The sequence below is a fragment of the Herpetosiphon llansteffanensis genome (genome assembly GCF_003205875.1).
In the GTDB taxonomy this organism is placed as follows: Bacteria; Chloroflexota; Chloroflexia; order Chloroflexales; family Herpetosiphonaceae; genus Herpetosiphon; species Herpetosiphon llansteffanensis.
Genome location: NZ_PUBZ01000119.1, coordinates 19,254 through 36,940 on the forward strand (window position 1 = coordinate 19,254; position 17,687 = coordinate 36,940).

General features: G+C 49.7%; 13 protein-coding genes and 1 CRISPR repeat array. Of the genes, 10 read left to right on the top strand and 3 right to left on the bottom strand.

The window, feature by feature from the left end; all coding sequences use genetic code 11:
- Positions 1-340: 340 nt before the first annotated feature.
- From prfB to C5S61_RS19125, 6 genes are all read left to right on the top strand, one after another.
- A protein-coding gene (prfB, locus tag C5S61_RS19100) for a peptide chain release factor 2 (protein WP_110517566.1) occupies positions 341-1,454 on the top strand; the annotation gives its coding sequence in 2 pieces (ribosomal slippage) (positions 341-415 and positions 417-1,454; 1,113 coding nt in all).
- Between the two features lie 11 nt (positions 1,455-1,465).
- Positions 1,466-2,779 carry a peptidase MA family metallohydrolase gene (locus C5S61_RS19105; RefSeq protein ID WP_110517568.1) on the top strand — a complete coding sequence of 438 codons (1,314 nt, stop codon included), beginning with the start codon at positions 1,466-1,468 and terminating at the stop codon, positions 2,777-2,779.
- Between the two features lie 142 nt (positions 2,780-2,921).
- Positions 2,922-3,464, top strand: coding sequence for a carboxymuconolactone decarboxylase family protein (locus C5S61_RS19110; protein ID WP_110517570.1), 543 nt, complete (start codon positions 2,922-2,924; stop codon positions 3,462-3,464).
- A gap of 29 nt (positions 3,465-3,493) precedes the next feature.
- Positions 3,494-4,399 (top strand): NAD(P)-dependent oxidoreductase, encoded by a 906-nt coding sequence (locus tag C5S61_RS19115; RefSeq protein ID WP_110517572.1) that lies wholly within the window; start codon positions 3,494-3,496, stop codon positions 4,397-4,399.
- A 45-nt stretch (positions 4,400-4,444) separates the two neighbouring features.
- On the top strand, positions 4,445-5,911 hold the full coding sequence (locus C5S61_RS19120; RefSeq protein WP_164689644.1) for a sensor histidine kinase: 1,467 nt from the start codon (positions 4,445-4,447) through the stop codon (positions 5,909-5,911).
- Between the two features lie 128 nt (positions 5,912-6,039).
- A complete protein-coding gene (locus C5S61_RS19125; protein ID WP_164689646.1) occupies positions 6,040-6,399 on the top strand; it encodes a response regulator in 360 nt (119 codons plus the stop codon).
- On the opposite strand, the gene C5S61_RS19130 is transcribed toward C5S61_RS19125, so the two are convergent.
- Entirely contained in the window at positions 6,396-6,890 is a 495-nt protein-coding gene (locus tag C5S61_RS19130) for a lysozyme family protein (protein ID WP_110517578.1), read from the bottom strand. The genes C5S61_RS19125 and C5S61_RS19130 overlap by 4 nt on opposite strands.
- A gap of 587 nt (positions 6,891-7,477) precedes the next feature.
- Positions 7,478-8,560, bottom strand: coding sequence for a 3-phosphoserine/phosphohydroxythreonine transaminase (gene serC / locus C5S61_RS19135; protein ID WP_110517580.1), 1,083 nt, complete (start codon positions 8,558-8,560; stop codon positions 7,478-7,480).
- 259 nt (positions 8,561-8,819) lie between these two features.
- On the opposite strand from serC, the gene C5S61_RS19140 reads away from it, so the two are divergent.
- Positions 8,820-9,680, top strand: a complete 861-nt coding sequence (locus C5S61_RS19140) for a UbiA-like polyprenyltransferase (RefSeq protein WP_110517582.1) — start codon at positions 8,820-8,822, stop codon at positions 9,678-9,680.
- A 143-nt stretch (positions 9,681-9,823) separates the two neighbouring features.
- A complete protein-coding gene (locus C5S61_RS19145; protein ID WP_110517583.1) occupies positions 9,824-11,128 on the top strand; it encodes a peptidoglycan recognition protein family protein in 1,305 nt (434 codons plus the stop codon).
- 178 nt (positions 11,129-11,306) lie between these two features.
- Here C5S61_RS19145 and C5S61_RS19150 read toward each other — a convergent pair whose 3' ends face one another.
- Complete coding sequence (locus C5S61_RS19150; protein WP_110517585.1) at positions 11,307-12,416, bottom strand: CapA family protein; 1,110 nt, start codon at positions 12,414-12,416, stop codon at positions 11,307-11,309.
- Between the two features lie 132 nt (positions 12,417-12,548).
- On the opposite strand from C5S61_RS19150, the gene C5S61_RS19155 reads away from it, so the two are divergent.
- Positions 12,549-13,190 (top strand): hypothetical protein, encoded by a 642-nt coding sequence (locus C5S61_RS19155; protein WP_110517587.1) that lies wholly within the window; start codon positions 12,549-12,551, stop codon positions 13,188-13,190.
- 81 nt (positions 13,191-13,271) lie between these two features.
- Positions 13,272-13,574: a hypothetical protein gene (locus C5S61_RS19160; RefSeq protein ID WP_110517589.1), complete on the top strand. Its 303-nt coding sequence runs from the start codon at positions 13,272-13,274 to the stop codon at positions 13,572-13,574.
- A gap of 250 nt (positions 13,575-13,824) precedes the next feature.
- Positions 13,825-17,573: a CRISPR direct-repeat array (repeat unit 37 nt; unit sequence ATTCGAATAACCCAAATCCTCGTGAGGGGATTAAAAC).
- Positions 17,574-17,687 lie beyond the last annotated feature (114 nt).

The following is a 17,687-nucleotide window of genomic DNA, read 5'->3' on the forward strand; positions in this document are numbered from 1 at the left end:
CGTGTGGTGAAAATGGGTGCTCCCCCTCGTCCGCGTTCAGTGGGAGAGGGGGCTGGCTCTCAAGGGTAGGTTTTTAAGATCCCCTCACCCCAACCCCGCTCCCGTGGCGCGGGTGAGGGGCGTTAATTGCGTGGTTCGTCCGCACGGTGTGGTGAAAATGGGTGCTCCCCCTCGCCCGCGTTCAGTGGGAGAGGGGGCTGGGGGGTGAGGGAACGTTCCACCACACTACCAATATTGTGCGCTTCGCAGTTTCAACCCTTCGCAAAAAGAGCGCTTTCGGGTATCATGAGGTCGAGTGCTAAACGCGCTCGATCTTTTGTTTAACGACTAGAGGAACCTCATGACAGAGTTTATTGATCTTCGGGCACTACTAAGCTCGTTACAAGCGCGGTTCGATGCGCTAAGGGGGCGGCTTTGACTGGGCTGCCAAACAAGCAGAACTGCATGAATTAGAGCAACAAGCAGCCGATCCAGCGCTGTGGGATAACCCGCAACAAGCCCAAACAACCTTGCAACGCCTCGCGCGCATGCAAGAAGAATTGAAAATGTGGGATAGTTTGGCTGGCGATTTGGCAACCCTGCGCGACCTGTTGCAACTTTCAGCAGACGATCCCGATTCGCTCAGCCAAATTGAGCGTGAAGTCAGTGTTTTGGCCAAGTCGGTCGATACGCTTGAATTGAGCATTTTGCTGGGCGAAAAATACGATAGCACCAATGCCTTTATTTCAATTCAATCGGGCGCTGGCGGAGTCGAATCGCAAGATTGGGCCCAAATGTTGCTGCGCATGTATAGCCGCTGGGGTGAAAGCCAAGGCTTCCGCACAACGATCGTTGATTTGATGGATGGTGAAGAAGCGGGCATCAAAAGTGCTACCTTGGAATTGCGCGGCCCCTATGCCTATGGCTATGCCAAGGCCGAGGCTGGGATTCATCGCTTGGTGCGGCTTTCGCCCTTCGATGCCAACCATCGCCGCCATACTTCGTTTGCGCGAGTTGAAGTGCTGCCCGAGGTCGATGATGCTGCAGAAGTCAAAATTAACCCCGAAGATCTGCGGATTGATGTCTATCGCGCTGGCGGCCATGGCGGCCAAGGTGTCAACACCACCGACTCCGCCGTGCGCTTGGTCTATCGCGGTGGCACGCCCGACGAAATTATCGTGACCTGTCAAAACGAGCGTTCTCAATTGCAAAACAAAGAAACCGCGATGAACGTGTTGCGCGCTCGTTTGTTGGAGCGCGAGCTGGCTCGCCAAGCAGCAGAACGCAATAAACTCAAAGGCGAACATCGCGATGCCGCCTGGGGCAATCAGATTCGTTCGTATGTGCTTGACGATCGGCGGGTCAAAGATCATCGCACCAACGTTGAAACATCGAATACTCAAGCAGTGCTCGATGGCGAGATTAATCTATTTATCGATGCCTTCTTGCGCTGGAGAACCGAAGGCGCGGAGTAAGCGAGGTTTGTATGCGACGAGTAGTGTTGTGGATGTTGGGATGTTTGCTGGTGCTGGGCTACCAAGCTACGGCTCAGGCAGCTGAGCCAGCCAAAATTTCGCGCAATGAGGCCACCAGCAGCTTTGGCCAAGATGTGGTTTTTGAGCTTGAGGCCGAATCAAGCTCGCCAATTCGTGAAGTAGCATTTTTATATGCCTTGGGCGTGCAGCCAGGCGATGTGCCAGCCTATACCGAGGCCGAGGCCGAATGGCAACCAGGCACGTCGATCAAGGCCAGCTTTACTCGCGATACCAGCGTCGAATTTTTGCCCGTTGGCGTGACTGTGCGCTACAAATGGCAATTGGTCGCCGAAGATGGCACGATTACCGAAACGCCAGAGCAATCGGTGCTCTACCAAGATACGCGCTTCAATTGGCAAGAAAAAAGCGAGCGTGGCATTACGGTGCGCTGGTATGATGGCGATGCCCAATGGGGCCAAGATTTGCTCGATAGCGCGCTTGGCGGCCTCGATCGGCTTGAGCAACGGATTGGTGGCTCGGTCGACAATCCCATGACAATTTCGATTTATAGCAATACCCGCGATATGCGCGGAGCCTTGCCGCCCAACTCAGCAGATTGGATTGGCGGTCAAGCTCGCCCAGACCTCGGTTTGATCATTGGCTCAATCGAAGCTGGCGATCAGGCCGAATTGGGTCGCTTGGTGCCGCACGAATTAAGCCACTTGGTTTTGCACCAAGCCACCGACAACAACTACGGCGGCATGCCAGTGTGGTTTGATGAAGGTTTGGCTGTCGCCAACCAAGATTCGCCCGATGCTGGCTTTAAGCAAATGGTCGAACGCGCGGCCAAAAATGGCGAATTGATTCCCTTGCGTGCATTGGCATCAAATTTTCCATCCGACCCGGACAAAGCGTTGCTTTCGTATGCCCAAAGCGAAAGCGTGGTGCGCTACATTGAGTCAACCTATGGCATCGAGTCAATCACCAAGCTCGTCGCGCAATTCAAAAGCGGCGTAACTGATGATGTAGCGGTACAAACGGTCTTGAATCGTAGCCTTGATACCTTGGATAGCGAATGGCGCGCAACCTTGCCAGAAGCCCAAGGCTCAGGCCCAGCCCAAAGCTTGCCCGATGATACCGCTCCTGCTGATCGATTTAGCGAGCAGCCGCGTTCTTCGGCTCCGAGCAACCCAAGCCAACCAAACGCGCAAGCAGCCAACAAAGATGTGCCGTTGTGGATTTGGCTGGCAGGCATTGGCGGCTTAGTGCTGATCGTATCGGGCACAATTTGGATCATTCGCAGCAGCCGCCAACCCCGCTACTAAACCAGCGGATTTAGCTTGGCGCAATATGCAACCCGCCCAGTGTCTTCAACCATTGGGCGGGTTTGCTTATGGCATTTTCTCAGTTTTGTTGATTGTGGTAGCATGCAACCCGTCGAATTTGGCTTAGTGGAGGTTTTGTGTCATGCCCCGATTAAAACCACTCGCGCCCAACGAAGTCGATCCCGCAGCGCTCAAGGTATTTGAGGGCTTTTATGCCAAACGTGGCAATGTGCCAAATATGTTTCGCACGTTTGCCCGCCGCCCAGAGATGATGATCGCCGCCAGTAATTTGATGAGTGCGGTGCTGAGCACTGGTACGCTTGATTTGCGCCTAAAAGAGATGGTTGTAGTGCGCACATCGCAATTAAACGAATGTGCCTATTGCTTAACCTCGCACTCAACGATTTTGCGCAACCTTGGGCTTTCGCAAGAAAATATTGATGCCCTGCAAGCGCCCGATGATTCACGCTGGACTGAGCGCGAACGGGTGGCTTTGCGCTACGCCGAACAAGTAACCGTGAACGCCAAAGGCATTAGCGACGAATTGTGGGCTAGCCTGCGCGAACATTTTGATGAAGGCGAAATTGTTGAATTAACCGCCACTACCAGCCTGTTTTCGATGTTTAATCGCTTCAACGATGCGCTCGATATGGCGATTACTGAGCCTGGTTGGCCTGAAGCCTAAATTTTGGATATGCTAGCAAGGAAACAATCATGCAAAAACCACGGATTGGCTTGATCGGGTTGGGCGCGATGGGTGCGCCGATGGCGGCGAATTTGCTGCAAGCTGGCTATCAATTAACCGTTGGCGTGCACCAGCGCCGCGAAGCCGCCGAACAATTGGCGCAGCAAGGGGCAACGATTGCCGAAAACTACCAAGCCTTGGGCGCAAACAGCGATATTGTGATTACGATGGTGCCCGATGCACCGCAAGTCGAGGCCGCGTTGCTTGGCACGAATGGTGCTGCATTAGGTATGGCTGCGGGCAGCATCTGTATTGATATGAGCACAATTGCGCCAACTGCCAGCCGTGCGATTGCGGCCAAACTTGCAGAACGCCAAATAGCCATGCTCGATGCTCCAGTTAGCGGTGGCCCAGCCCGTGCTAAAACTGGCGAGTTGGCAATTATGGTGGGCGGCGAACCAAGCACCTTTGAACGCTGTCAAGCAGTTTTGGATGTGCTCGGCGGTGCAGTCAGCTACATTGGTGCAAGCGGATCTGGCTCTGTCGTCAAGCTATGCAATAACCTCGCCATCAGTATTATTGCGATGGCCAATATCGAAGCTTTGGCGTTTGGCGTGGCCAATGGCGTAGAAGCAGATACGATTCGTAATGTTTTGTTGAATGCCACTGCCTCGAATTACCTGCTTGAGCGTTGGCTGCCCGAAACCATTTTTAGCGGCGATTACAACAAAGGTTTTGCTGCTGAATTATTGGCCAAAGACCTTAATGCCGTGATGGATACTGCTCGTGCTAGCGGTGTGCCTTTGTGGGCTGGCGGCCTAGCCCAACAAATGTGGGTGGCTCAAAAAGCGCTTGACCCACGCTCAGATTACACCGCCCTCGCTCAACGCTACGAAGCGATTATCGGTCGCCCGATTAAACCAACCTCGGAGTAAGCTCACGCTGTTGTGTAACCATGCGCTATGTGGAAGGAACGCCGAATGAATATAACCAGTCGCGAATGGGCTATGATTGAAGACTTTTCGCGCCGTATTACAACCGAAGCGCCACAATCGTTGGTTGCATTGGCGGAAGCCCTCAGCGCTGCTTTTCAGGTTGAGGTAACAATTTGGAGCCGCACCGCTGCCGGTGAATATCACTGTGTTACCCCAGCAGTCGGCCAGCCAGACGACCAAATGATGAGTGCTGAGCAGGCTTTAAACGGCGAAAAAGCAACCTTGATTTTTATCTATGAAGCCTTTTACGCGGTCAAGTTTAATCCTGCTCACAAGTTTAGCCCAGCTCAAGTGATGATTATTCAGGCCTTGCTTGAGGGCTGGATTGGGCGTTTACGTACCAGCTATGTCGAGCCGCATGAGCATGAGAATTTCGGCGATCTGCATCAATCTTTGTTACAAAGCATCATCGATGTTCTGCCCGAAGGCGTGGTGGTTGGTTTGGCTCCCGATGGGCGTTTGATTTTGGCCAATCGTCAGGCCGAGCAATTGTGGCAACACCCGCTGCACGCCGTGCCTGTGGCTGGTTATAATCATTTTGGTTTACATAAACCTGATGGTACACGCTTGCCCGCTGGCGATTCAGGGATTGCGCGGGTGATCAAAACTGGCGAGCCATTTTTGAAGCACGAATTGATTTTGCGTCGCCCTGATGGCAGCGAAATTCCAATTTTGGCCAATACCTCGCCAATTCACGATAATCGTGGTAATTTAATTGGTGCTGTTGCCGTCTTTCAAGATATTACTGGCTGGAAATTGCAAGAAAGTGATCGCGATAATGCCATTGCTACTATCGTTCACGATTTGAAAAATCCGTTGACGACCATTCGTGGTAGTGCCGATTTGCTGTTGCGCCGCGCTAAAACCGAAAATCGCAGCGAACGCGAACTCAATCGCTTGCAATCGATTATTGCCCAATCCGATCGCATGCGCGATTATCTTTCGTTGCTGGTTGATGTTGCCCGAATCAACGCTGGCGAAACGTTGATTGCGCCTTCGTTACTGGACTTTGGCGATTTGGTGGCCCAATTAGTCACTACCATCAATGGCGGTTTGGCGAATCCGCGGATTGCCATGGAACTGCATGCAGCGCCAAAATTGCGCGTCGACCCAATTTGGATGGAGCGCGTAATTTGGAATTTGCTCGATAATGCCCTGAAATATAGCGCCGATGAGACAGTCGTGGTTGTGAAACTCGCACTTGAGGCCCAAACGGTGGTGCTCAGCATTCGCGATTCTGGCTTGGGGATCGACCCGCAAGACCTCGAACGAATTTTTGAGCGCTTTACCAGAGGCCGCCATACCCAACGCGTTGGTGGCACAGGTCTTGGTCTCTATACAGTTCGCGCAGTAGTTCGTGCTCATGGTGGTAGTATTAAGGTTGAATCGGAAGGCTTAGGTCATGGCAGTTGCTTTACCGTGAGCCTACCACTTGAATCTATCGAGCCATGAGGCCTATTGGTCTAACTCTTGCTAGCTAGTCTGGTTTACTATTAATTTCAATAATTCCGAGGAGCAAACGCTGATGGTCATTGATCATCGGCGTTGGAATGTCCCACGGCGATAAAAGGAGTCTTTGTGTGGTTGCTGGAAAACAGATATTGATCGTTGATGATGAAGATTCAATCGCAGACATGATCGCCGATGCCCTGCGAGACGAAGGTTACACGGTCGAGGTGGCCTATGATGGCCGCCGTGGTCTCGAAGCCGCTCAACGAATTCAGCCAGCGCTGGTGCTGACCGATGTGATGATGCCGTTTATGGATGGCATCAAAATGGCTGAATTAGTCCAACGCGAATTCGGGGCAACCTCACCATCATTTGTGTTTATGAGCGCCGTTGATTGCCGTGACCAGACCCAACTGTATGGGCAATTTTTGTTTAAGCCATTTACCTTAGATATTTTGTTCGATACCGTTGAAACCTTGATGAATAATTAGAGACACACGCCCCACCATTGTTGATTACCATCGTGCCAGGCTTTGGCGGTGGCAAAAATTTGTGCTCGCGGATCAGTAATTGGCTGATCGCGATATGGGTTCCACGTTCCAGCCCAGGTACTTGGCTGATATTGAAACAAACCAATCAGCTCGCCTGGGCCTTGAATTGTGGGATTTCCGCTCGATTCGCAGATCATCACATTCCACATAAGCTCGCTACTTTCGCTATACGGATGGGTTTGGCGCGCTTCTTCAATCCAAGCGCGATATTGGCTTTGCCAATCGTCGACAGCAATACTTGGCGTTGCCCCAACAACTTGGGTCGCGCTGGCCGCTCCACTGACCACGCTTGCAGTCGGCGTGCTGGCAAATGGGGTTGCACTGGGGTTGCTCAGAATCAGCCCCAACGTTGGTTGGGTTGTCGCAACTTGGTCGGGCTGGCCACATGCCACCAACCCCAAGAGCAATATATAGACCACAAATGAACGCATATACCGACCTCAATTAACCAATTTTTTAGAAATATGGGCCACTATAGCAAAAAAGATACCAATGGGCAAGGAGAAAGGCAAAAATCAGAAGTCAAAAAGAACATAGAGCATAGAACATAGAACATAGGGAAAGTCAGAAGGTAAAAAAATAGGGATCAGGAGTTAGGGATCGGAACATTAACGCAGAGGCGCAGAGAAATGATGGTTGTGGGCTGTGGGCTATGTGTACTGGTTCATTGGATTGGCAATCATGATCATGCCCTCACCCCCAGCCCCTCTCCCACTGGACGCGGGCGAGGGGAGTCGACTCTTTTTTTGCATACATTGCGGCAGAACCACACGGTGAAAGCCCCTCGCCCGCGCACGGGAGAGGGGTTGGGGGTGAGGGGATCAGACACTGGTTAACGTGATGAACCAGTACAGCTATTGGCTAGTGGAAGATAATCAAACCAATCTGTGGCAAAAAACGTCCTTCGCGCTCTTCGTGGTTAAATTCCTATGCTCTATGTTCTATGTTCTATGCTCTTCTTAGATCGAACAGCCCTCGGCTATAGCCTCACCATGGCATAACCGAGGGCTTGAAGAATTTAGCCGTGTTTGGCAGCAAAGTGAGCCATGAAGCTTGCCAAGGCTTCGACCCCTTCGATGCTCATTGCATTGTAGATCGAGGCGCGCACTCCGCCGACCGAGCGGTGACCAGGCAAACCAAGCATTCCTTGGGCTTTGGCTTCGGCCAAGAATTGCTTTTCAAGCTCTTGGTTAGGCAGATTGAAGGTGACATTCATTTGCGAGCGGCTATCGGCAACTGCATGGCCACGATAGAAACCGCCAGAATTATCGATTGCGTTGTAGACGATGTTGGCTTTGCGGGTGTTGTATTCGGCCATACCTGCCAAGCCACCTTGCTCTTGAATCCAGCCTAAAACGAGGTTGAGCATATACACGCCAAAGGTTGGTGGCGTGTTGTAGAGCGAATTGTTGCTGGCGTGGGTGGTATAGCGCAACATGGTGGGCACGTTCTTCGCGCCTTTATCCAGCCACTCTTCGCGAATTAAGACCACGGTTACGCCAGAAGGGCCGAGGTTTTTCTGTGCTCCTGCATAGACCAAGCCAAATTTGCTGGCATCAAAAGGCCGCGAGAAAATATCGCTGCTCATATCGGCCACAATCGGCACGCCATTGGTATCGGGGATAGTTTGCCATTGGGTGCCATAAATCGTGTTGTTGGTGGTCAAGTGGACATACGCAGGATTTTCGCTAAATTGCAGCTCTGCTTGGGTCGGAATCCGATTGTGCTTATCGGCGGCGGTGTCGGCAGCAATATGCACGTTGCCGATTTTTTGGGCTTCGTCGCGAGCTTTTTCAGCCCACACGCCGGTTACAATATAATCGGCAACCGCATCAGCAGCCAAGAAATTTAGCGGAATCATGGCAAATTGGGTGCTGGCTCCCCCTTGCAGCAACAATACCCGATAGCCACTTTCAATTCCAAGCAAAGCCTTGAAACGAGCTTCAACTTCGTTATTAACCGCTTCGAATTCTTTTGAGCGATGGCTGGTTTCCATCACCGAAATCCCAGTGCCCGCGAAATCGCGGAGTTCTTCTTGGGCTTGGCTCAAAACAGTGGGTGGCAAAATCGCAGGACCGGCATTGAAGTTATAGACCGTCATGGGTACACTCCTCGGCGCAAACAAAAAAAGCCCCTATCCAAACGTATTCAACGTTGAACACGAGGTGGTCGTTTAGCTTAGGCAGCATTGCCAGCAGTTTGTGATACAAGGCACATTGTAGGGAATGCTGGCATAAAAGTCAAAGCTTAATTAACTGCTACGCTAGCCCATATGCCTAGTGCAAAGTAGGATTACCAGCGCCATGCGACTGCTATATAATGCAAGCAGATTCTTGTTTATCATCGATAGGAAACGCAGCATGACAAGTTTACGGAATACTTTGCAGCAAACCGCGATCAACATTAAGGTTGAACACACGGTTTTTGCCCTTCCCTTCGCCTACTTGGGGCTGTTTTTGGCCAACAAACAGTTTCCTGGCTGGCAACCGCTGATTTTGGTCACCGTGGCTATGGTGGCGGCGCGTACCGCCGCAATGTCGTTTAATCGCTACCTTGACCGCCATTTTGATGCTCGCAACCCGCGCACCAGCATTCGCCCAATTCCAGCTGGCACGCTTTCGGCCAAATCGGTTTTGGCGGTTGGTTTGGTTTCGCTGGTTGTGTTGGTGGTTGCTGCTGGTTTGCTCAATCCGTTGTGTTTATTGCTCTCGCCGATTGCGGTGGTTGCATTAACTGGCTATTCGTATATGAAGCGCTTTACCTGGTTGTGTCACTTTGGCTTAGGCTTCACCGATGCGATTGCGCCTGCTGGCGGTTGGCTGGCGGTTGATCCACATTTTCGGCCTGCGATGCTTTTGCTGGCGGCAGCGGTTGGCATTTGGATTGCTGGCTTCGATTTAATTTATGCTTGTCAGGATGTTGATTTTGATCGCAAGGAAGGCTTGCACTCGTTGCCAGCCCGCTTCAGCATTGCCACCTCGCTGTTGGTGGCCAAAGTTTGCCATGTGGCCATGATTAGCTTGCTTTTGGCGGTGGGTGTGTTGCTAAGCTTGAGTTGGCCATTTTACGTTGGGGTTGCAGCTGCCGCAGGTTTATTGGTTTATGAACACAGCTTGATCAACCCGCGCGATCTTTCCAAAATTGATATTGCTTTTTTCAATGTCAATAGCTACATTGCAGGCGTGTTGTTCCTCTTCACCCTGACCAGTTTGTATGTTTAATCGGTTCGCTCACCTCAGCCCCTCTGCTTCACTAAACGCGGGAGAGGGGCTGTAAGCTGTGACGAAACTCTTGCTAGCCAACCACATCCATCGAATTATATAATTGAGCTGTTCTCGGTGTTTTGTGCGAAGGAGACCAAGCGATGACTGATGCTAACCAACCGCTGCACGACGAACCGCTACCGCCGTTTGATTTGCCTGATCCCAAAGATGCAATGCCGCATGAAGATACGCTCAGCGAGGAAGGCACGCGTGGGGTTGTGCCTGTTGAACAGTTTTTGTATATCGGTCAGGGTCTAAAAGCCGAAGAATTTAGCCACTATGTTGATAGCTATGATTTTGGTGCAATTCCCCCCAACTTTGTCGTGTTGCACCATACTGCTGTGCCAAGCACTGCTGCCGCGCCCTATCCATCGGGCTGGCGTTGGGATAGCCAAGAAACTGGCTTGAGCGAAGGCCAAATGTATCGTAAACGGCTTAAACAGCTTGAAACCTTGCGCGAATACTATCGCACTGGCGCTGGCTGGGATCGTGGCCCGCACCTGTTTATTGATGAAACCTGGATTTGGCTGTTCACGCCGATGTATGACCAAGGGATTCACGCGGCGCAAGGCAATGGCTATCGCGATAGCAAAGGCACCTTGCAATATTCAATCGGCATCGAAGTGTGTGGTTATTTCGAAAATACGCAGTGGTCGGCTCCGGTTGCGGCTTTGGTTGGCCATGCGGTGGCGGTGCTCAAACGCAAATTAAACAGCTTTGAAATTCGCCATCAAAAATTTGGCGGTGGCATTTCATCGCATCGCGATTACAACAAACCCTCGTGCCCGGGCGCTGCAATCAGCGAAGCCTACTACGTCAGCACAATTCAAAATGCGGTTGATCGGTTGAATAATGTGCAACGTGTGCCGCTGGTTGATAATCCAATTACTGCCAACACGCCGTTGTTGAGCGCTACGCCCTCGGGGAGCCGCGAAAAAGCGATTGCCTTTATTCGCCAGAGTTTGCCCCAAACCTCAGAATACAAGAACGATGTTGAAACGATTATGGGCTACTACTGGGTCTATGCGCCAAGCGTTGGGCTTGATCCTTTTCTTGCAGCAGCGCAGTGCATTTTTGAAACCGCTGGTTTAAGCTCAGGCTGGGCCGCGCGGCCAAAGCGCAATCCGGCTGGCTTGGGCGTGCGTCAAGAGGGTGGGCTTTCATTCAGCACTTGGGATGGCGCGGTGCAGGCGCATATTGGCCAATTATTGGCCTTGGCGTTGCGAGATGATGAAGCCAACGAAAGCCAAAAAAATATGATGGCCCGCAACCCACGCCATAGCAACATTCCCGCAAATCTGCGCGGTGTCGCCAAAACCCTTGCTGGTTTGAGCAATACTTGGACAGATGATGCAGAGTATGCGAATAAATTTGTCACCCGCGCCGAAGCAATTCGCAAGGGGTAGGGGCTATTTGTAATGGTTCATTGGATTGACAATCGTATTCCCTCACCCCCCAGCCCCCTCTCCCACGAAAACGCGGGAGAGGGGGAGCACCCAGGTTTCAGCGACGAATTGTGCCAGAACCACGGTATTAAAGTCTCTCTTGCTTGATCCCTGACCCCTAGACCCTGACCTCTACGCTCTACTGACTCAACTGCTCAATGGTTTCGATGATATATGCGCCGTCGCTGGCTGGATCGAGCGCTTGTGGATAGCCATCGACCAAGCGTACTGGTGTCCAGCGCGAACCGATTACGCCACTTTTATCGAGGGTTAAATGCAGAATTGCGCTATCGAGACTGGGCGTGCCATCGAAACCATCGAAGACAAAATTGCCTAAGCTCCAGGCAATAAATTGGCCATTTGGCCGCGCTTCGTAGCCTTGCAACACATGCGGATGCGCGCCAAGCACGAGGGTTGCGCCTGCCTCTAAGGCTGCATAGGCATTGCTGCGCTGAATCTCGTTTGGCTGATTGACTCCCTCATAGCCGCTGTGCAGCAAAATAATCACATGGTCGACGCTTGGTCGAATTGCTGCAACATCGGCGGCAATCACTGCTGGCTCGGCCCACGCGAGGCCTGGTTGATCAGCGGTCGCTGTCCACGATTCGGTCACGAAGCCGCCATTTTCAACTGGCACATCAACATAGGCCAAAAATGCTAAGCGCAAGCCATTTTTTTCAAGAATCACTGGGCGATAGGCTTGTTCTGCATTCATCCCAGCCCCAACATTGGCAATATTTGCTTGATTTAACAAGCCGATGGTTTCGCTCAGTGCTGATTCGCCCCAATCTAAACTATGATTATTGGCCAATGAAACCAGATCGAAGCCTGCATTGCTGAGGCTATCGATGCTTTCTGGCGGCGCTAAAAAACGATAGGCCTTGGGTGCTGGCTCACCGGTATCGGCAACGGCGGTTTCAAGGTTGCCAATCGTCAAATCGGCATTCACCAACTCGTCGTATACGCCAGCAAATACTGGTTCGGGGCCATCGCTCAGAATGCGCTCGCCAATTGAGCGGGCCAACATAATATCGCCAACAATCGCCAATTCGAGCTTTGGCTCTGGGGTGGGGCTTGGCTCGTTGGTTGCGGTGGGAATGGTGGTGCTGGTTGGCACGGGAGAATTGGTCGGGGCAGTGGTTGCGGTTGCCATAGCGGTTGGGGCAAGTGCTTGTTGGCTTGGCTCGCTGGGTGTGCTGCCACATGCCGCTAAAATTCCAAGCAAAATCCAAAAACTCAAACGCCGCATGCAAAATATCCTTCCTTGTTAGGCTTGTTCATGTGGCGATAGAGTAGCATAGGATTGAGCTTTTGGTCGTCGTAGGCAACCTTTGTGCTTGTGGTTGCGTATCGCCAGCAAGTTCGAAAGTAAGGAGAAGTTATGCGCTTAAGCCAATTAACGATTGGAATAATGCTTGGATGTTCGCTTGTGGCCTGTGGCGGTAATCAGGCTCCATCCCCAACGAATGCGCCAATTCCGACGGCTACCGTTGCTCCAACCGAGCAGCTCGTTGAGGTGACGGTGACCTACCTTGATGACGCTGAGCTAGATACGGCCTTTAGTTTTGGTACGGCAAACGACCCGATCGTCAAGGGTGAAATGCTGATGATGGCCAGCACAGATCGTTCGTTTGCTTTTGAAGTTGTCGATTTCGAGCGGGGTGCGCAAGCCTTGACAACCATTACAACGCTTGATCCAACTTACGCTGGGCCGCCTGCTGGCTATGAAGTAGGCTTAGTTCGGGCCAAGATAACTCATGGCAGAACCCATCCTGAACCTGTAGTGCTTGATGGCGCACAAATCTCGCTTTTGGTTTTCTCGAATGCTGAATATCGCTCAGTGAAGGATATGCAAGGCTTGCCATGCTGTTTCGAGCCACGTTTTGATACGCCGGTTGCCAAGGGCGAGATGCTGGAAGTCTATTTTCCAATCTTGGTTGCGCTTGATGATCCAAACCCGCTGTTGGTAATCAATCGTGACAACGCTGATAATGCAGATGCTGAGCATTTTGCCCTGCAATAAGTGCTGAGGGTACGAATCTATTAGGAACGATTGTTGCTACAGCAGTGGTATGAATCCTGATTTGCTGCATAGGAGCATAGAATGTTAGGCAAAATGCATGTGTTTACCGAGACAAGTGTCCGCTCACTGCCGATTACTGAGCAGAGTTTGACGAGTACTTCCAGTCGACCCAGCACAGCAGCGATCAATCTATCGTTGGAAGAACTCCTAAAATCGTTGATTGAGCTGAATATGACTGAACTTCAGGCAAGTTTGCGCCAAGAATTTGTGGCGGGCTATACAATTGTTTCGATTCACCATAATCATGCCATGAGCGTGCTTGAAGGCCATGTCGCAATGTCGCTGATTACAACCATGACCGTTGCTGATCATAAACCAGAATGATGGTATAATGCAACCAAACCTTCTCCTCTCTCTTCTCTCCCACAAGCGACCCCCAGCGGGTCGTTTGTGGTTTTAGGGCCTATGTAGGGGCACAAATGTGTTTGCGAGCCGCGCGATCGCATTGGAATGGGCTAAAACACGATTTTAGGCTGATTTTTATGGGCAAAAAACGAGCAGAAATGAGTGTTTTTAAGCGGACCGCGCAAAGCACACGATTTAGGGCCTTGCAAAGCCATGAAAACTGGGGTATATTCGAATAACCCAAATCCTCGTGAGGGGATTAAAACCGCGCTGCGCTTGCTCAGCTAAGGCCCGCTTAATTGCCATTCGAATAACCCAAATCCTCGTGAGGGGATTAAAACCGGAAGCCCATGTGCAAGCCCTTCGTGATCGGCTTTGTTTAATTCGAATAACCCAAATCCTCGTGAGGGGATTAAAACAAAAGCCATTTTGACCGCTGAACAAGCCCGCTTGAATGGCATTCGAATAACCCAAATCCTCGTGAGGGGATTAAAACATGACGGTTAACTACAAGCCGATTCAAGGGTATACAGGATTCGAATAACCCAAATCCTCGTGAGGGGATTAAAACCCATTTGATAACTCATCGCGCAGCATCTTCAATTGTCGATTCGAATAACCCAAATCCTCGTGAGGGGATTAAAACTTATTGAGTAGCGAAGCATTTAATACTCAAGCTAATTCGAATAACCCAAATCCTCGTGAGGGGATTAAAACCAAGCAGGCGCGGCAAGCCCAACCGCACTAAGTTATACCATTCGAATAACCCAAATCCTCGTGAGGGGATTAAAACACAAAGATTGAATCTGAAGCTAAAACGTATTATGAATCATTCGAATAACCCAAATCCTCGTGAGGGGATTAAAACCTTACTTGATTACGACAAATGTACACAAGCAGTTTTTTCATTGCATTCGAATAACCCAAATCCTCGTGAGGGGATTAAAACCGTGCCTGCAACCCGCTGGATAAGACACTGCTGCATCTGCATTCGAATAACCCAAATCCTCGTGAGGGGATTAAAACGGGGTAGACCAAGCCGCCAGCCAATAAGAGGCCAAACAATTCGAATAACCCAAATCCTCGTGAGGGGATTAAAACGTTAAGCATGCAATGATTGATCGGTGTGTTGAATTAATATATTCGAATAACCCAAATCCTCGTGAGGGGATTAAAACTAATTGAAGCTCGATCTTACGCTCGGCTTTAAATTCCATTCGAATAACCCAAATCCTCGTGAGGGGATTAAAACGTATGTCATGGTTGCTCGTATGCTAAATACAATAATATTCGAATAACCCAAATCCTCGTGAGGGGATTAAAACTCAGACAAGCCTGTTAATGCTAGTCCATGATCAATTCGAATAACCCAAATCCTCGTGAGGGGATTAAAACTTAACACGATTGACCTATCCGATAAAGCGCGTAGACTATTAAATTCGAATAACCCAAATCCTCGTGAGGGGATTAAAACTTCACTCTTGAGGAAACCCATCGCCATGGCTTGCTCTATTCGAATAACCCAAATCCTCGTGAGGGGATTAAAACATTAATGAATTTCGTATGAGAACCGATGCGTTGATTGAATATTCGAATAACCCAAATCCTCGTGAGGGGATTAAAACGTATTTCAACCATTAAACATTCAGCACGATTCGCCTTACATTCGAATAACCCAAATCCTCGTGAGGGGATTAAAACATATCTTCAAATGGTAATTGCTTGTTATATTCACAATCAATTCGAATAACCCAAATCCTCGTGAGGGGATTAAAACATACGAGCTTGAGAACGCATTAGCACCATGCTACAAGATTCGAATAACCCAAATCCTCGTGAGGGGATTAAAACCCTTTTGATTCTGGTATTGGATATATCGCATGACATGCAAATTCGAATAACCCAAATCCTCGTGAGGGGATTAAAACTTAACACGATTGACCTATCCGATAAAGCGCGTAGACTATTAAATTCGAATAACCCAAATCCTCGTGAGGGGATTAAAACTTCACTCTTGAGGAAACCCATCGCCATGGCTTGCTCTATTCGAATAACCCAAATCCTCGTGAGGGGATTAAAACATTAATGAATTTCGTATGAGAACCGATGCGTTGATTGAATATTCGAATAACCCAAATCCTCGTGAGGGGATTAAAACGTATTTCAACCATTAAACATTCAGCACGATTCGCCTTACATTCGAATAACCCAAATCCTCGTGAGGGGATTAAAACATATCTTCAAATGGTAATTGCTTGTTATATTCACAATCAATTCGAATAACCCAAATCCTCGTGAGGGGATTAAAACATACGAGCTTGAGAACGCATTAGCACCATGCTACAAGATTCGAATAACCCAAATCCTCGTGAGGGGATTAAAACCCTTTTGATTCTGGTATTGGATATATCGCATGACATGCAAATTCGAATAACCCAAATCCTCGTGAGGGGATTAAAACGTATCAAAAGATTTATACGGTCATCCGTGGTGCGAATCCATTCGAATAACCCAAATCCTCGTGAGGGGATTAAAACTGTCCGCAGGATCAATCGACACACCGATTAACTCTGTATATTCGAATAACCCAAATCCTCGTGAGGGGATTAAAACTCAAGCTCGCTGTTGAACGTCTCACGCGCCGTCCACGTATATTCGAATAACCCAAATCCTCGTGAGGGGATTAAAACCCATTTATTCGCTGGCTACGAATTGCTTGGCGTGCAAGACATTCGAATAACCCAAATCCTCGTGAGGGGATTAAAACATCTCAGCTCGCCTTCACGCACATACAGTTTGAGATGCATTCGAATAACCCAAATCCTCGTGAGGGGATTAAAACAAACAACGAGAGGTCACTATTACGGCCTCTCCCTATGCCATTCGAATAACCCAAATCCTCGTGAGGGGATTAAAACTGCCACTGGTAGTATTCCAGCCCCAACTACCTGATTCGGTCATTCGAATAACCCAAATCCTCGTGAGGGGATTAAAACTTGCTACCGCGCTCACACCAGCTTTGATAGCATCTGCATTCGAATAACCCAAATCCTCGTGAGGGGATTAAAACCAAGCACCGCCTCGGCGCTCTGCAATCGTTTGAGGCAAATTCGAATAACCCAAATCCTCGTGAGGGGATTAAAACCCGTTCACCTAAAGCGTGGGCAACTTTCATGCCCATAGATTCGAATAACCCAAATCCTCGTGAGGGGATTAAAACTCCATATCTTACTCCGATTCATCGATGCCAGCAATTGATTCGAATAACCCAAATCCTCGTGAGGGGATTAAAACTTCATACGTGAATGTTTCCACTGATTTATACCTCAAAAATAATTCGAATAACCCAAATCCTCGTGAGGGGATTAAAACTCAACAGGCGCAGCCCATGAGCCAAACGTATCATTTAATTCGAATAACCCAAATCCTCGTGAGGGGATTAAAACATAAAAACAGGCCATGTCATAACGACAAAGCCTATTATATTCGAATAACCCAAATCCTCGTGAGGGGATTAAAACTCAAATCCTCACGCCATGCCAGTAAGCGGCGTTTCAAGTGTATTCGAATAACCCAAATCCTCGTGAGGGGATTAAAACCGCCCAACGAGGTCTTTGACCAAATGCAAGGCTATGTGGATTCGAATAACCCAAATCCTCGTGAGGGGATTAAAACATTTACTCTCATTTTTCAGTTGTTAAGGTGCTGGTAGTGCCATTCGAATAACCCAAATCCTCGTGAGGGGATTAAAACTCATCTTTGCCTTCATCAGCTAATGCCGCTTGAAGTTCAATTCGAATAACCCAAATCCTCGTGAGGGGATTAAAACGAATAAAAACGGGTCGCGTGTGCTGTGAACAATCAGCATTCGAATAACCCAAATCCTCGTGAGGGGATTAAAACGTATAGGAGTTGAGATGATTGATTTGCAAACGTATAAGATTCGAATAACCCAAATCCTCGTGAGGAGGGCTGGACGAATTCCTGAGAGGTTTTGACGGGATTTTTCGCTGATCCGCGCCGCCGCTGACCAATCACCACGCTGGTGCGTGGTTTTTTTGTGAGCAGACCCGCCTCACCGCCCGTTGTGCT

Coding starts and splice junctions, on each gene's coding strand:
- C5S61_RS19155 (WP_110517587.1), top strand. CDS start 12,549: ATGCGCTTAAGCCAATTAACGATTGGAATAATGCTTGGATGTTCGCTT.
- C5S61_RS19145 (WP_110517583.1), top strand. CDS start 9,824: ATGACTGATGCTAACCAACCGCTGCACGACGAACCGCTACCGCCGTTT.
- C5S61_RS19140 (WP_110517582.1), top strand. CDS start 8,820: ATGACAAGTTTACGGAATACTTTGCAGCAAACCGCGATCAACATTAAG.
- C5S61_RS19120 (WP_164689644.1), top strand. CDS start 4,445: ATGAATATAACCAGTCGCGAATGGGCTATGATTGAAGACTTTTCGCGC.
- C5S61_RS19130 (WP_110517578.1), bottom strand. CDS start 6,890: ATGCGTTCATTTGTGGTCTATATATTGCTCTTGGGGTTGGTGGCATGT.
- C5S61_RS19160 (WP_110517589.1), top strand. CDS start 13,272: ATGTTAGGCAAAATGCATGTGTTTACCGAGACAAGTGTCCGCTCACTG.
- C5S61_RS19115 (WP_110517572.1), top strand. CDS start 3,494: ATGCAAAAACCACGGATTGGCTTGATCGGGTTGGGCGCGATGGGTGCG.
- C5S61_RS19150 (WP_110517585.1), bottom strand. CDS start 12,416: ATGCGGCGTTTGAGTTTTTGGATTTTGCTTGGAATTTTAGCGGCATGT.
- serC (WP_110517580.1), bottom strand. CDS start 8,560: ATGACGGTCTATAACTTCAATGCCGGTCCTGCGATTTTGCCACCCACT.
- C5S61_RS19110 (WP_110517570.1), top strand. CDS start 2,922: ATGCCCCGATTAAAACCACTCGCGCCCAACGAAGTCGATCCCGCAGCG.
- C5S61_RS19105 (WP_110517568.1), top strand. CDS start 1,466: ATGCGACGAGTAGTGTTGTGGATGTTGGGATGTTTGCTGGTGCTGGGC.